Below are 14813 nucleotides of genomic sequence, written 5' to 3'. Positions count from 1 at the left end.
GGTGTCATGAGCGGTTCCATCGCACAGGGCACCAGTCAGACCCACGGGAACACGCACATAATCCACCTTCTGGTGCGGCTCCCGAGGTCCATGGAAGACATCTGGCCGGCGGTGGCCAGCCCCGAGGGGCTCGGGGCCTGGTGCACCCCCGTCGACGTGCTGCAACCCCGGCTCGACGGCGCGGTCACCCTGCCCGAGCTGGGCTCCGGCCGGGTGACCGCCTGGGACGTGGACCGGGTCGCCGAGTACACGGTCGGGGCGGGCGGCCGGATCCGGTTCCACCTGGAGCGCGACGGGGCCACGGAGTGTGTGCTCCGCTTCACCCACGAGTTCCAGGGCGAGCAGGCCGAGCAGACCTCCGAGGAGGCCTGGCGCCGCCGCTTCGAGCGCCTGATCGCCTGGGCGGGCAGCGCCTAGGAGCCTCTTCGGATCTACCGGATGTACCGGATGTACCGGATCTACGACGGCGGCAGGCAGGCCTTGTTCGGCGGCTTGCCCTCCGGCCAGGCGATCCGGACGAACCGTGCGCCGCCGTCCGGGGTCAGCTCCACGATCGGCACGGCCTTGTCGTACGGGTTGCCGTGCGCCGTCAGACAGATCCAGCCGCTCGCCCCGTTCACCCGCAGCGGCCCCTTGACCTGCGGCCACTGGAGTCCGACGTCCCGCAGCTCGGGGACGTAGGCGCCGTCCGGCACCGCCTGGCGGATGCCGTCCACCGCGAGGTTCACGGTGTCGTAGCCGATGATCAGCTGTCCGTCGTCCAGGGCGACCGGGCCGATCGGACCCACCGGCTTCCGGGCGGCGGCCGTCACCAGCTTCTCCATCGTGGCGTAGTCCGCCGCCGAGCCGCCCGTGGCCGGCGGGTTGGTCCGCCAGGCGTCCGGATGGGCGAGGGCCGTGTAGCGCACCGAGAGGTTGTGCCGCAGGGCGTCCCGGTCCAGCAAGCCGTCATGGGTGAGATAGGACGCCTCGTCGCCGGTCAGCACCGTGAACCTCCGGTTCTGGCAGCCCCGCGCCCCGAGCGCGTTGATGAACTGCCGCAACTGGGTGTGCCGGCCCGCGAACAGCACCGTGTCCGTCGTCTGCGAGGTGCCGCACAGCAGGGTGGTGATCTGCCGGAAGGTGTTCGGGGTGGTGCCCTCCTGACTGCGGTCGGCGGGCGGGGTGAACGGCTGCGCCCCGTACGGCGAGCCCTTGATCAGCGCCTGGAACGAGCTCTTGAGCGTCTCGGTGTACGGGTCACCCGGCTTGTCGTACACCAGCACCGCCCGACCCGCGTTCACCTTGGCGAAGGAGGCCAGCGCCCGGGCCTCGTCGGTGTTGGTCGGCGACACCCGGGCCAGGCCGGGGAACGGGTCCTTGTCGTGCTGCCCGTTGGCGAGGTCGTCGGCGGAGATGGAGGAGCCGATCACCGGGACGCCCTGCCGGGTCAGGGCCCGGACGACCGCCTTGCCGATGTCGGTGCTCTGCCCGATCCCCGCGACCGCCCGCAGCCGGTCCGCGCCCCGGGCCATGGTCACCAGCTCGTCCACCGTCCGCTGCCAGGGATGCGAGCCGTCGTCGGCCGTCCCCGGGCTGGCGAGCACCAGCCGGATCTGCGGAGTCTGCCCGTTCGCCCGGTGGTTGGCCTGGTACTGCGCCAGATAGGCGCCCTGGAGCTGGTGCCGGATGTCCGTCAGGCTGGTGGCGGAGGTCGCGGTGTACGGCAGCATCATCGCCACCGTCACATAGCTGCCCTGCTTCAGCGTGGCGTTCTCGTCCGCGATCGCCTGGGCGACGGGCCGCAGCGCCGGCTGCCCGAAGTCGTACGGCTCCCCTCCCGTCGCCACGCCCACGCACTCGTCGCCCGCCGCGGCCCGGCTCACCCCGGGTGCGCACGACAGGTCCTCGTGGGTGAGCGCCCGCACCGCGAACACCACCCCGGCCACCAGGGCCGCCGCCACCAGCAGGGCGAGCACACGGCGCAGCGGGATCTCCCACACGCTCTCCCGCAACCAGGTCCCCACGCGTGCCATCACGCCTCCCCGCGGTCGTCGTCCGGCCCGTCCCGAAGCTCCTCGGGATCCTCCATCGGGCGCCCGGCCAGCGCCGCCGCCGGCCAGTCCCGGGACGCCCGCCACAGCAGCGCGTTGCCCGCGGGGCGCAGATTGGACAGCTGCTCCAGCTCGAACCGGAGCCGGTCGCACACCTGCGGGTCCGGCAGCACCAGCGGATCGCCCAGCTGCCACACCGCGTGCAGCAGCCGCCGTATCCGCAGGTGCAGTACGGCGTCCACGTCCTCCGGCACCGGCCCGGCGTCCGTCCGGCCGAGCGCCACCGCCGCCCGCCGGTCCCCGCGCCCGGTGAAGTCGCGGCCCTCGGCGTCGTGCGCGTGGAAGTACGGCGCGGACGCGACGAACCGCAGGGTGCGCAGCCACTCCCGGGTGTCGGCGGTCGGGAACGAATCCCGCAGCTCGGCCACCGCCGGCTCGGTGACACCGAGGGCCAGCTCGTGGTGGAGCCGGTAGCGGGCGTCCTCGGCCTCGGTGTAGTGGGTGATCAGCGTCTCGTGCGCCTTCCGCCACATCCCGTGGTCCGGGTCCGTCAGGTGCAGCCGGAGCAGCAGCAGGGTGCGCACGAACGGGTCGCCCACGAACTGCCCCGGCACCGCCGGCAGCCCTTCCTCGGCCAGCAGCGTCTGGATCTCCCGCACGCTCGCCGGGCCGAAGGTGTCCGGCAGCAGCGCCGCCGCCAGCGCACTGGCCGAGCCGTGGTCGTGCGCGGCGGCCAGCACGGTCAGCTCCGCCAGCCGCTCGGCCGGCACCAGCCGGTCCAGCAGCGCCTCGTAGGCGGCCACGGTCGGCCGGTCCTCGGCGGGCCGCACCGGCGCGGTGAGCAGCTCGCCCAGCGAGGACACCCCGGGCAGGTGCTGCGCGGCCGACTCGGCGACCAGCTCGATGCCCAGCGGATTGCCGCCGGTGAGCCGGTGGATGGCGTGCGGCAGCTGCGGCGGCACGGCGGTGTCCGCGCAGACCGCGCCGACGATGTGCAGGGTGTCGTCCGGGTTCAGCGGCGGCAGCGCCACCACCAGCGCCCGTGCGGAGGGCGCCGCGTCCGGCACCCAGTCGGTGCGCCGGGCCACCTCCGCCAGCTGCCGCCGGGCCGCCCCGGGCAGCTCCTCCCGGGCCTCCCCGCGCCGGGCCGCGACGAACACCACCTGGTCCCGCAGGCCCTCCGCCCGGTCCCGCAGCACCGCCGCGGTCAGCCCGGGCCCCGGCGCCGACTGGGCCTCGTCCAGCAGCACCAGCGGCCGCCCGAGCCGCTTCATCCGCGGCAGCACCCCCTGGTACGCCTCCGACAGGTCGGCCAGCAGCGCCCGCACCAGATACCGCTCGGCGTGCTCCCGCGAGGTGCCGCCCGCCCGGAAGTGCCCGGACAGCAGGATCAGCCCGCGCTCGGCGTTGCCGCCCGCGTTCGGATACGTCCGGTACCACACCGACGCCTTCTGGTGCCGGCGGCTGGTGAAGCCCTCCGCGACCGACTCCAGGGTCGCCTCGATCGCGCCGGACACCAGCGGCCCGGTGCCGGTGGCCGCCGCGACCACCTTCGCCGCCACCTTCCCGGCCCAGCGCCCGGCGAAGCCGCTGATCCACGACCCGCTCTCGTTCAGCAGCAGGATCCGCTCGACCTCCCGGCGGATCCGCTCCCCGTCCGCGTCGCCCCAGCCGCCCGCGGCCACCGCGACCAGGCCCGACATCAGCCGCGGGAAGGTGATCCGCCCGGCACCGGTCACCGGCGCCGCCAGCTGCTCGGCGATCACCAGCAGCCCCTGGGCGAGCGGCGACCACGACTCGGCGGGCCGGTCCGCGGGCGGCCGCGCGAACTGCGGCTCCGCGCAGTCGACCAGCGCCACCGGGGTGTGCCCCCGGTAGGCCTCGCGCAACTCCGCGAGCACCGCGCTCTTGCCGAGACCCCGGGCCCCGGTCAGCACCACGAAGGGCGGCTCCTCGGGATGCTCGTACGGATGGGCCCGGTGATGACCGGGCCGCAGCCCCACCAGGCGCGGTGCGAGACCCGCCGGATCCACGTCGAACAGGGCCCCGCGCCCGTGCAACCCTCTGTGCACCGCATCCCCTCCCCCTCAACGGCAGTGTAGGAAGGGGAAGTTGTATCGGACCAGGGCCAGTGATGTCCGTTGGATTACGAAACCGCCGGAAGCGCTCCGTCCGCCAGGGCTGCGATGTGGTCGCGCAACCGCTCGACGTACAGCCGCATGTTCTTCGCCGCCACATCCGTGTCCGGGTAGCGGCTTGCCAGCCACAGCCCCTCGGGCGTCCGGTTCACCCACACGCACACCTGGTCGCCGTACGACACCCGCAGCAGCGCGTGCGCCCGCTGCTCGGCCCACCGCTCGGCGCCGGGGACGGAGCGGGTGTCGACGTACGACACGATCGAGTACAGGTCGGGGGAGGTGGGCCGGAAGTCCGCGCCCAGCAGGCGCAGCACCCGCGCCAGCGGCATCCGGGACAGCGGCCGGGCCGCCCGCAGCTCGTCCCGGACCGCCCGCATGGCGTCCCGCAGGCCCGTCGTGCCGTCGACGGGCACCTCGATCGGGGCGCCGCCGACGTACCAGCCGACCGAGTCGCTCCACCGGGACTTCACCCGGGTGTGGAACGGCACCACCGTCCGGTACACCGGCTGCCCGCCCAGCTCGTGCACGATCAGCCCGGTCGCGGCCAGCAGCCCGACCTGGCTGCCGCCGTAGGGGCGGCAGTACGCCTCGAACGCCGCCGCCTCCGCCGCGTCGGCCAGCGGCTCGCACAGCATCCGCTGGCGCGGCAGCGGGCCGCCCGGCTCCAGGCCGAGGTCCACCGGGAAGCTCGGCAGTCCGCCGTCGCAGCGCCGGATGAACTCGCGCCAGCGGGCCACGATCGCGTGCTGCGCGTCGATGCCGTCGGCGTCCGCCCGCTCCAGCTCGCAGAAGTCGACGTAACTCGCGGCCGGGGCCCGCTCCTCGGGGGCCAGGCCGGCCAGCCCCGCCGCGTACAGCTCGCTCACCTCGGCGGCGATCCGGGTCAGCGAGTAGGCGTCGACATTGCTGTGGTCGAACGCCATGTACACGCTGGTGTCGTTCTCCCGGACCACCGCCGTGTAGATCAGATTCGGCCAGTGCAGAGCGTCCGCCACGGTGTCGAAGCGGTCCTGGAGATGCCGGACCAGGCCGTCCGCGTCGGGGAAGTGGCCGGCCTCCTGACGGTGCAGCAGGACGGCGTCGGCGTCGAGCGTGAACCGGCGCAGCTCGTCTCCGCCGGGGCCCGCCCAGCGGAAGCCGCTGCGCAGCGTCTCGTGCCGTACGGTCCAGGCGCGCAACGCCTCCTGGAGCACATCGAGGTCGACCGGACCGGGCAGGTCGAAGGCGGTGCCGAGCCAGGTCGGCACGAACAGGCCGTCGTCCCGTACGCGCTTGGCGGTCCGGATGTGCGACTCCTGGATGTAGGCAGGCGGCCGGGAGTCCTCCGGCAGCGCGGTCGCCGCCGCGACGGTGGCCGGGCTCAGCGTCCACTCGACGAGCCGTCCCGGCCGGACCTCGCAGCGCTGGATGTCAGTGATTCGCACGCCTCTCCTATCGCAGAAGGGGCCCCTGGCTGGATGTGGGCCCCCTCAAGGCAATGCCGTGGGAGGCGGCGGGGACATGCCCGTCCGGTTCATTTCCACTCAACGGGTGGCGGGGCGAACGCGGGGCTGATTAACCGACGGTGGCGCTCACCCCTCCGCCGCCACCGCCCGCCAGATCCGCTCCGGCAGCAGCAGCGCCGCCTGGTCGAGATCCACCGCGTCCGGGGCGTCCGCCCCGGACAGATGGCGGCGGGCGACCGCGGTGACCGGGCCGAGGATGAGCGACTCCAGCAGCGGCGCCGGGAGCGGGGCCAGCTCACCTGCGTCGACATACGCCTGCGCCCACTGGGCCAGGGGGGACAGCCGGGCCTCCTGGGCGTCCCGGAGCCGCCGCCCGTCGGCCATGCCCTGCCGGTCGGCGTAGGCGGAGTGCAGCAGCCGGCCGGCGTCCGGGTGGTCCTGGACGAAGCGCAGATAGGCGCCGACCAGCGCGCGGATGCCGGTGTGCGCCGTGCGCGTGCCCTCCAGCGCCTGGACCAGGTCCCCGAGCAGCCGCTCCAGCCACCGCATCACCAGCGCGTTCATCAGTCCGTCGATGCTGCCGAAGTGGTGGTAGAGGCTGCCCAGGCTGACCCCGCTGGCCCGGGTGACGGCGCCCACGGTCAGCCCCTGGTCGCCCGCCTCGGCGTACACGCGCAGGGCGGCGTCCAGAAGGGTCTCCACGGTTGCTTCACCGCGTTGCTGCTTTCGGCTCATAGTGGAATGCTTTTCTAGAACGGTATTTTAGAAACAGTGGTCCGCCGTCGCGCCGCCACCGGTGCACATCCTCACACCCAGGAGCCGCCCATGTCGTCGCCCACGCCCCCCGAGCCGAAGAGACCGGGCATGGCCTGCCTGGGCGTGCTCGGGGTCATCGCCTTCGTGGTGATCCTCCTGGTGGTGGTCAACCAGGGCGGGAACGGGGACGGTTCGTCCGACGACGCCGGCACGTCCCCGTCGCCGTACACGCTGACCAGTGGCCCGTACACGCCGAGCAGCGAGCCCAGCGATGCGTACAGCAGCGACCCGTACCCCAGTGACCCGTACTCCAGCGACCCCTACAGCAGCCCCACCCCGGAGCCCAGCCCCTACACCTCCGGCACCTGCCTCAACGGCACCCTGCCCGACTCCACGACCGCCCAGTCGGTCAGCGGGGTGGACGAGGTCTCCTGCTCGGCGTCCGACGCGCACTACAAGGTCATCGAGACCATCCCGCTGACCTCGGACATGAGCCGCTGCAACGCCAACCCCCGTACGCAGTACGCCTTTTCCTCGCGCTACACGCTCAACGGAGCCACGGTCAACGAGTACGTTTACTGCCTCGTGGGACTCGGGTCCTACGCGCGCTGAGCCAGGGGGAGAAACGTGAACGGGGAAAACGGGGAACTGCACGGGGTGGAGCCGCTGGAGGCCGACGACCCCCCGCGGATCGGGCCCATCCCGCTCGTCGGCCGGCTCGGGGCCGGCGGCATGGGGCGGGTCTACCTCGGTGTGCACGAGGGGCGGTACGCCGCCGTCAAGCAGGTGCTGCCGTCGGTCGTCGCCGAGGACCAGGACTTCGTCCGCCGCTTCGGCCACGAACTGGACAACCTCGCCCGGCTGCCCGCGGACGCCACCGCGCCGCTGCTCGCCGGGGACCGCGACGCCCGGCCGCCGTGGTTCGCCACCGCGTACGTGCCCGGCCTGACCCTGCGCGAGGCCGTCGAGGCGCACGGCGGGCCGCTGCCGGCCGAGTCGCTGTGGCTGCTGCTGCGCGAGGCGGCGGCGGGGCTGGCCGCGGTGCACGCCCTCGACATGGTCCACCGGGACATCAAGCCGTCCAACGTCATGCTGACCCTGGACGGGGTCACCCTGATCGACTTCGGGGTCGCCCGGGCGGCCGAGCAGAGCCAGCTCACCCGCACCGGGATGGTGGTGGGCACCCCGGCCTACATGTCCCCCGAACAGGCCTCCGGCGCCCGGCGGCTGACCGGCGCGGTGGACGTCTTCGCGCTCGGCTCGGTGGTGGCCTACGCGGGGTCCGGGCGGCCGCCGTTCGGCGAGGAGTCCGGGCACGGGGTGCTGTACCGGATCGTGCACGAGCAGCCCGATCTGACCGAACTCCGGGAGCTGGACCCGGCGTTGGCCGACGTGGTCGCCGACTGCCTGGACAAGGATCCCGAGGGCCGGCCCACCGCGGCGGAGCTGGTCGAACGGGCCGCCGCCCGGGTGCCGTCCGCCGAGCCCCTGTGGCCCGCCGCCGTCACCGAACGCCTGCGGTCCCGGGCGGAGTTCGCCGCCCGGGTGCCCGAGGTGCCGCCGGTCACCGCGGAGGAACCGGCCGAGGAACCGGTCGTGGGGGAGAAGGGCAAGGCGCCGGAGCCCGAGCACGGGTCCGGGTCCGGGCCGGCGGTCGTGGTGCGGGGCGGGGCGGTACGGCCGGAGCGGCGCCGCCGTACCCGGGTGCTCGTCGGGGTCGTACCGATCGTGGTCGGTGCCGGCGTGGCCACCCTCGCCTTCCAGCTGGCGCCGTACGTCCGCGACAGCCACCGGGACGGCAGCGCCGGCCGCCCCGGTCCCTCCGCCGCCGTGACCGCCGAGCCCGTGCCCGGTGCCTCCTCCGGGAGCCCCTCGGCCGCCTCACCGAAGCCGAGCGGGAAGCCGGGCGGTAAGGCGAGCGGCAAGGCGTCGGCGTCCCCGGCGGGCGCGAAGAAGGGCGGCGACCGGACGGCGGGTCAGGACCACCGGGGCGGCGGCGGGTCAGGCGGCACGAGCACGACGGACGGCGGCTCCGGCACGGGCGGCGGGACGAGTACGACCGGCGGGTCGGGCAGCACAGGGGGCGCCATCGGGGGCTCCACCGGCGGAACCGGCGGGACCGGCGGCAGCGGCGGTTCGACCGGCGGCGGCGGTTCCACCGGCGGTTCGACCAGCGGCGGCGGCTCCACAGGCGGCGGTTCCACCGGCGCCAGCCCCTTCCGGCTGAAGAACGGCGAGAACGACAAGTGCCTGATCCAGGTCTACGGCTCCACCGCCTTCGGTGAGTGCACGGCCGCGTCCGCCCGCTGGACCTTCCGCAGCGCCTCCGACGGCACCGTGAAGGTCGTGAACGTCTCCACCGGCTCCTGTCTGAGCGCCAACGGCAAGAACCAGGCCGTCTTCGTCGGCGACTGCGCCCAGGGCGGCAGCAACCTGCGCTGGCGCACAGGGTCCGGGAACTCCCTGAGCACCGCCTTCGACGGCGGCTGCCTCGACATCGCCTACGGCGGCGGAGTCGGCGAGGCGACCTGCGCCTCCGGTGCCGCCTCCCAGAGCTGGGCCAGGATCTGACCGACCGCCCTGACATGGGCCCATCGGCACCGCCGATGGGCCCATCGGCAGGACGCCCCAGCGGCCCGTGGACCCGGGCCCGCGGACCTCCGTAGCGTCCCTGCCATGACCCCGGAGAACAAGGGCACGGCCCAGCTCACGACCGCGATGGTGCTGTCCGGCACCCTCGGTGTCTTCGTCGTCCAGTCGGGCGCTTCGCCCTTCGACGTCGTCTTCTTCCGCGTGCTGTTCGGCGCCCTGGCGCTGGGCGGCTATGTCCTGGCCCGCGGCTGGCTCCGCGACCACGGCTTCACCCCGCGCACCCTCGGACTCGCCGTCCTCGGCGGGGTGTTCATCGTCCTCAACTGGGTGCTGCTGTTCCAGTCGTACCGCAACACGTCCATCTCGGTGGCCACCGTCGTCTACCACACCCAGCCCTTCTACGTGGTGCTCCTCGGCGCCCTCCTCTTCCGCGAGCGGCTCACCGCCGCCAAGGCCGGCTGGATCGTGCTCGCCTTCGCGGGCCTGATCCTGGTCTCGGGCGTCACCCCCGCCGACTTCACCACCGGCGGCAGCTACCTCACCGGCATCGGCCAGGCTCTGCTCGCCGCGCTCCTGTACGGCCTGTCCACGCTGGTCACCAAGCGGATCAGCGGGGTCCGCCCGCATCTGATCGCCCTCGTCCAGGTGCTGGTCGGCATCCCGCTGCTGCTGCCCTTCGCCGACTTCGGCGCCATGAGCGGCACCGGCTGGCGCTGGGGCTGGCTGGTCGGTCTCGGACTGATCCACACCGGCGTGATGTACGTCCTGATGTACGCCGCCTACGCCAAGCTGCCCACCGCCAAGATCGCCGTGCTCGCCTTCGTCTACCCGGCGGTCGCGATGCTCATGGACTGGGCGGTGTACGGCCACCACATCGGAGCCGTCCAGGCGCTGGGCGTGCCGCTGATCGTCACGGCCAGCCTCAAGGTCACGCTGGCTCGGCCAGCAGCGCCCGCGCCCGCTCCACGAACAGCCGGGCGTGCGCCGGAAGCCGCTTCCCGGCCCGCCACGCGAGCTGCGTGCGAAGCGTGAACGGAGGCTCCCAGCCGAGCCGGACCAGCGAGCCCCCGGCGAGTTCCGCGGCGACCGTCACCTCGGGCAGCAGTGCGATCCCGAGGCCGGTCGCCACCGCGCGCTTGGTCGCCTCGATCGTGCCGAACTCCATGAACTCCACCGGCCCGACGGCGGCCAGCTTCCGTTCGAACAGATCCCGGTAGGCGCAGCCCGGCTCGGTCGCCAGCAGCCGCTCCCCGGCCAGCTCGGCGGTGGTCACCGAGGAGCCGGCCCGCGCGTGTCCCGGGGCCGCGACCAGCGCCAGCGTCTCCTCCGTCAGTACCAGGGCCTCCAGCCCCGGGTGGACGGTCTCCTCCTCCATCAGGAACCCGACGTCGTAGGTGCCCTGCCTGAGCGCCTGCCGGGTCTCGTCGCCGATGGTGGTGCGCAGGGCCAGCCGCACCCGGGGGTGACGGTGGTGGAAGTACTCCAGCAGCGGCGGCAGCCGGTAGGAGGTGAGCGACTCCATGGTGCCGACGGTCAGGGTCCCCTCCGGCTCCTCCGGCTCCGCGACCGCCGCCCGGGCCTCCGCGGCCAGTTCGATGATCCGCCGGGCGTACGGCAGCAGCCGCTCGCCCGCCTCGGTGAGCCGGATCCGGCCGCCCAGCCGGTCGAACAGCTCCACCCCGAGGGACGACTCCAGCGCCCGCACCTGGCTCGTCACACTCGACTGGGCGTACGACAGCTCGGCCGCGGCCCGGGTGAAGCTCAGGACGGTGGCGACCTTCTCGAAGGTGACGAGCAGCCGGAGTTCCACGCCTCAGCCCTTCCCGGGGTCGTCGTCCCTCCCGAGGGACCGGAGGAAGTCGGGGTTGTCGTCGGGGGCGACCCAGCCGGGCCCGGAGACATCCGCCGCGGTGCGCCGTACCCGGCCCGTGATCAGCCAGGCGACCGGCCCGACCAGCACCTCGCCGAAGAGCAGGATGATGATCACCCACGCCACCTTCGGCAGGTGGCGCACCTCGTCCTCGGGAGTGTTCAGACAGTCCACGAACGCGTAGATCCACAGCGCCAGGACCAGCAGGAACGGCAGATACCTGAGCATGGTGGTGTGATCTCCCCGAGAGGTGAGCCGGGCCCCGGTGACCGGCCCAGGTTAGCGGGTGGCAGATACTGGGACGCATGGCTTACGACGATCTTCGCTCCCTGCTGCGGGCGCTGGAGCGCGAGGGAGACCTCAAGCGCATCAAGGCCGAGGTGGACCCCTACCTGGAAGTCGGGGAGATCGTCGACCGGGTGCAGAAGTCCGGCGGCCCGGCGCTGCTCTTCGAGAACGTCAAGGGCTCCGCGATGCCCCTGGCGATGAACGTCTTCGGCACCGACCGCCGCCTCCTCAAGGCGCTCGGCCTGAAGTCGTACGGCGAGATCTCGGAGCGGATCGGCGGCCTGCTCCGCCCCGAGCTGCCGCACGGCTTCGTCGGCGTCCGCGAGGCCTTCGGCAAGCTCGGCGCGATGGCCCACGTACCGCCGAAGAAGGTCAAGGAGGCCCCCGTGCAGGAGGTCGTCCTGCACGGCGACGAGGTGGACCTCGACCGGCTCCCCGCCCTGTTCACCTGGCCCAAGGACGGCGGCTCCTTCTTCAACCTGGGGCTCACCCACACCAAGGACCCCGAGACCGGCATCCGCAACCTGGGCCTGTACCGCCTCCAGCGGCACGACCGGCGCACCATCGGCATGCACTGGCAGATCCACAAGGACAGCCGGAACCACTACCAGGTCGCCGCGCGCCGGGGCGAGCGCCTCCCGGTCGCCATCGCCTTCGGCTGCCCCCCGGCCGTCACCTACGCCTCCACCGCGCCGCTCCCCGGCGACATCGACGAGTACCTCTTCGCCGGGTTCATCGCGGGCAAGCGGATCGAGATGGTCGACTGCAAGACGGTCCCGCTCCAGGTCCCGGCCAACGCCGAGGTCGTGCTGGAGGGCTGGCTGGAGCCGGGCGAGATGCTCCCGGAGGGCCCCTTCGGCGACCACACCGGCTTCTACACCCCGCAGGAACCCTTCCCGGCGCTGAAGATCGACTGCGTCACCATGCGCAGGCGCCCGCTGCTCCAGTCGATCGTCGTCGGGCGTCCGCCGACGGAGGACGGCCCGCTCGGCCGCGCCACGGAACGCTTCTTCCTGCCCCTTCTCAAGATCATCGTCCCGGACATCGTGGACTACCACCTGCCCGAGGCCGGCGGCTTCCACAACTGCGCGATCGTCTCGATCGACAAGAAGTACCCGAAGCACGCGCAGAAGGTGATGCACGCCGTCTGGGGGGCACACATGATGTCCCTGACCAAGCTGATCGTGGTGGTCGACGCCGACTGCGACGTGCACGATCTGCACGAGGTCGCCTGGCGCGCCCTCGGCAACACCGACTACGCCCGTGACCTCACGGTCGCCGAAGGCCCCGTCGACCACCTCGACCATGCCTCGTACCAGCAGTTCTGGGGTGGCAAGGCGGGCATCGACGCCACGAAGAAGTGGCCGGAGGAGGGCTACACCCGGGACGGCGGCTGGCCGGACATGGTGGAGTCCGACCCGGCTACGGCGGCCCTGGTGGACCGCCGCTGGAGGGAGTACGGACTGTGACCAGCGCCTCCGCCGCGATCCCCCGACCGGGACGCACCAAAGCCTTCCTGCGCCTCGTGATGATCGAGCACTCGGTCTTCGCACTGCCCTTCGCCTACATCGCCTCGCTGACCGCGATGTACCAGTGGGACCGGAACATCCACTGGGGCCGGCTGCTGCTGGTCACGGTCTGCATGGTCGGCCTGCGCACCTTCGCGATGGCGGTCAACCGGATCATCGACCGCGAGATCGACGCCCGGAACCCGCGCACCGCCCAGCGCGAGCTGGTGACCGGCGCGATGTCCGTCCGGCACGCCTGGACCGGCGCCCTGATCGCCCTGGTGATCTTCCTGGGCGCCGCCGCCCTGCTCAACCCGCTGTGCCTGGCGCTGGCCCCGGTCGCGGTGATCCCGATGGTGGTCTACCCGTACGGGAAACGGTTCACCAACTTCCCCCAGGCCATCCTCGGCCTCGCCCAGGCCATGGGCCCGGTCGGCGGCTGGCTGGCGATCAGCGGGGAGTGGTCCTGGGACGCGGTGATCCTCGGCCTCGCCGTGGGCATCTGGATCGGCGGCTTCGACCTGATCTACGCCTGCCAGGACGTCGAGACCGACCGCGAGACCGGCGTCATGTCGGTACCGGCCCGCTTCGGCATCCCGGCGGCCATCTGGGGCGCGCGGGTCTGCCACACGGTCACCACGGCCCTGCTGGCCTGGTACGGCGTGGCCACCGGCGCCGGGGCCTTCTTCTGGCTGGGCCTGCTGATCGTCGCGGCCGCCTTCTGCTACGAGCACCGCATCGTCCGCCCCCACGACCTCTCCCGCCTGAACAGGGCCTTCTTCTCGGTCAACGGCTTCATCGGCATTGCCCTGTTCGTGTGCGCCCTGCTCGATCTCCTGGTGCGGGGCCTGACCGTCTGAGTAGCCTCCGGCGGTGTGGGCGCTGCCCCTCGATCCCACGGCGCCCCACCCGTCCTGAGCGGTTGCCGACCCACCGGTACGCTCAAGGGGTGAACGCAGGAGAAAAGCAGCGCGTGCCTTGGATCGTAGGGGTGTCCGGTGCGTCCGGCACCCCGTATGCCGCCGCTGTCCTGCGTGCGCTGCTCGCCGCCGGGGAGAGCGTGGACCTCGTGGTGTCCCGGGCCTCCCGGCTGACGCTGCTGGACGAGACGGGACTGCCGTTCCGGGACGCCCACTGGCAGGACGACCTGCGGGAGTGGCTGAGCCGGGGCGCCGACGGCAAGCCCGGCACCTTCGAGACGGACGTCAGCGGCGTGCGGTACTGGAGCGCGGGCGATCTCGCCGCCGGTCCGTCCTCGGGGTCGTACCCGGCGAAGGGCATGATCGTCGTCCCGGCCTCCACGGCCTGTGTCGCGGGTGTGGCGCTCGGCCTGTCCAAGGACCTGCTCCAGCGCGCGGCTAGCGTCACGCTCAAGGAGCGCCGGACGCTGGTGGTGGCCGTACGGGAGACCCCGCTGACCGGCCAGACGCTGCGCCACCTGGTCACGCTGGACGACGCCGGCGCCCATGTCGTGCCGACCTCGCCCGCCTTCTACGCGGGGGCCACGCACATCCAGGACCTGGTGGACTTCGTGGCCGGGCGGGTGCTGGACGCGGCGGGCGTCGAGCACGGCCTGTACCGGCGCTGGCGGGGCGAGCTGGGCGGCGGCGCGACGGACCACCCACCGGGCGGCTAGGGCAAGCAGAGCAGTACCCCCATTCACTTCATTCGCTTCAGGAACTTTCACCGGAAGGCTTCGATCGCATGGACGCGGTGGACAGGCAGCTCATCCAGGCCCTGAGGGAGAACGGCCGGGCCTCCTACGCGGAGCTGGGACGCCTCGTCGGACTGTCGGGACCCAGCGTCACCGACCGCATCAACCGGCTGGAGGCGGCCGGTGTCATCACCGGCTACCGCGCCACGGTCGACGCGGCCTCGCTGGGCCTCGGCGTCACCGCGCTGATCGGCATCTCGCTGTCCGACGCCGCCGACCACGAGGACGTGGCGCAGCGGCTGCGGGACCTGCCGGAGATCGAGGACTGCTGGTTCATCGCCGGTGACGACTCCTTCATGCTCAAGGTGCGCTCGACGGACGTCGACGGTCTGGAGAAGACCATCCGGCGGCTGAGCGGCACCAAGGGCGTCTCCCGGACCCGCACCACCATCGTGCTGTCCACCAAGTGGGAGAACCGGGTCGGGGAGCTGCCCGAAGAGGTGTAGGGATACCGTTGGTCGGAACTGTC

The 14813-nt window shown here is 72.7% G+C and carries 14 protein-coding genes; 8 read left to right on the top strand and 6 right to left on the bottom strand.

All coding sequences use genetic code 11. From position 1 onward, the window contains the following. Nucleotides 1-6 precede the first annotated feature (6 nt). On the top strand, nt 7-417 hold the full coding sequence (locus tag ACZ5CZ_RS13055) for an SRPBCC family protein (protein WP_468942223.1): 411 nt from the start codon (nt 7-9) through the stop codon (nt 415-417). Between the two features lie 41 nt (nt 418-458). On the opposite strand, the gene ACZ5CZ_RS13050 is transcribed toward ACZ5CZ_RS13055, so the two are convergent. From ACZ5CZ_RS13050 to ACZ5CZ_RS13035, 4 genes are all read right to left on the bottom strand, one after another. Beyond that, nucleotides 459-2015 carry an ABC transporter substrate-binding protein gene (locus ACZ5CZ_RS13050; protein ID WP_468942220.1) on the bottom strand — a complete coding sequence of 519 codons (1557 nt, stop codon included), beginning with the start codon at nt 2013-2015 and terminating at the stop codon, nt 459-461. Then, nucleotides 2015-4105, bottom strand: a complete 2091-nt coding sequence (locus tag ACZ5CZ_RS13045) for a hypothetical protein (protein WP_468942217.1) — start codon at nt 4103-4105, stop codon at nt 2015-2017. The genes ACZ5CZ_RS13050 and ACZ5CZ_RS13045 overlap by 1 nt, the downstream gene beginning before the upstream one ends. 74 nt (nt 4106-4179) lie before the next feature. Further along, a complete protein-coding gene (locus ACZ5CZ_RS13040; protein ID WP_468942214.1) occupies nt 4180-5595 on the bottom strand; it encodes a condensation domain-containing protein in 1416 nt (471 codons plus the stop codon). A 147-nt stretch (nt 5596-5742) separates the two neighbouring features. Beyond that, nucleotides 5743-6351, bottom strand: a complete 609-nt coding sequence (locus ACZ5CZ_RS13035; RefSeq protein ID WP_385841881.1) for a TetR/AcrR family transcriptional regulator — start codon at nt 6349-6351, stop codon at nt 5743-5745. Between the two features lie 90 nt (nt 6352-6441). On the opposite strand from ACZ5CZ_RS13035, the gene ACZ5CZ_RS13030 reads away from it, so the two are divergent. From ACZ5CZ_RS13030 to ACZ5CZ_RS13020, 3 genes are all read left to right on the top strand, one after another. After that, entirely contained in the window at nt 6442-6984 is a 543-nt protein-coding gene (locus ACZ5CZ_RS13030) for an LppU/SCO3897 family protein (protein ID WP_385841880.1), read from the top strand. Between the two features lie 15 nt (nt 6985-6999). Next, complete coding sequence (locus tag ACZ5CZ_RS13025; protein WP_468942210.1) at nt 7000-8943, top strand: protein kinase domain-containing protein; 1944 nt, start codon at nt 7000-7002, stop codon at nt 8941-8943. A gap of 105 nt (nt 8944-9048) precedes the next feature. Continuing rightward, nucleotides 9049-9996 (top strand): DMT family transporter, encoded by a 948-nt coding sequence (locus tag ACZ5CZ_RS13020; protein WP_468942208.1) that lies wholly within the window; start codon nt 9049-9051, stop codon nt 9994-9996. Here ACZ5CZ_RS13020 and ACZ5CZ_RS13015 read toward each other — a convergent pair. Continuing rightward, nucleotides 9893-10774: a LysR family transcriptional regulator gene (locus tag ACZ5CZ_RS13015; RefSeq protein ID WP_468942206.1), complete on the bottom strand. Its 882-nt coding sequence runs from the start codon at nt 10772-10774 to the stop codon at nt 9893-9895. The two genes, ACZ5CZ_RS13020 and ACZ5CZ_RS13015, sit on opposite strands and share 104 nt — an antisense overlap. 3 nt (nt 10775-10777) lie before the next feature. Beyond that, nucleotides 10778-11062 carry a PLD nuclease N-terminal domain-containing protein gene (locus tag ACZ5CZ_RS13010; RefSeq protein ID WP_468942203.1) on the bottom strand — a complete coding sequence of 95 codons (285 nt, stop codon included), beginning with the start codon at nt 11060-11062 and terminating at the stop codon, nt 10778-10780. Nucleotides 11063-11139: 77 nt separating this feature from the next. Here ACZ5CZ_RS13010 and ACZ5CZ_RS13005 point away from each other — a divergent pair, with 77 nt between their 5' ends. The 4 genes from ACZ5CZ_RS13005 (at nt 11140) to ACZ5CZ_RS12990 (ending at nt 14790) form a co-directional block, all read left to right on the top strand. Further along, nucleotides 11140-12591 (top strand): menaquinone biosynthesis decarboxylase, encoded by a 1452-nt coding sequence (locus ACZ5CZ_RS13005; RefSeq protein WP_385841875.1) that lies wholly within the window; start codon nt 11140-11142, stop codon nt 12589-12591. After that, a complete protein-coding gene (mqnP, locus tag ACZ5CZ_RS13000; RefSeq protein ID WP_385841874.1) occupies nt 12588-13490 on the top strand; it encodes a menaquinone biosynthesis prenyltransferase MqnP in 903 nt (300 codons plus the stop codon). The genes ACZ5CZ_RS13005 and mqnP overlap by 4 nt, the downstream gene beginning before the upstream one ends. Before the next feature lie 113 nt (nt 13491-13603). Continuing rightward, on the top strand, nt 13604-14266 hold the full coding sequence (locus ACZ5CZ_RS12995; RefSeq protein ID WP_468942199.1) for a UbiX family flavin prenyltransferase: 663 nt from the start codon (nt 13604-13606) through the stop codon (nt 14264-14266). Nucleotides 14267-14334: 68 nt separating this feature from the next. After that, nucleotides 14335-14790, top strand: a complete 456-nt coding sequence (locus tag ACZ5CZ_RS12990) for an Lrp/AsnC family transcriptional regulator (RefSeq protein WP_103812702.1) — start codon at nt 14335-14337, stop codon at nt 14788-14790. The last annotated feature ends 23 nt before the right edge of the window (nt 14791-14813 follow it).

This window comes from Streptomyces sp. NPDC031418 (genome assembly GCF_055581605.1).
The sequence above is the reverse complement of the archived record's forward strand: the minus strand, read 5'-3'. Positions and strand labels throughout refer to the sequence as shown.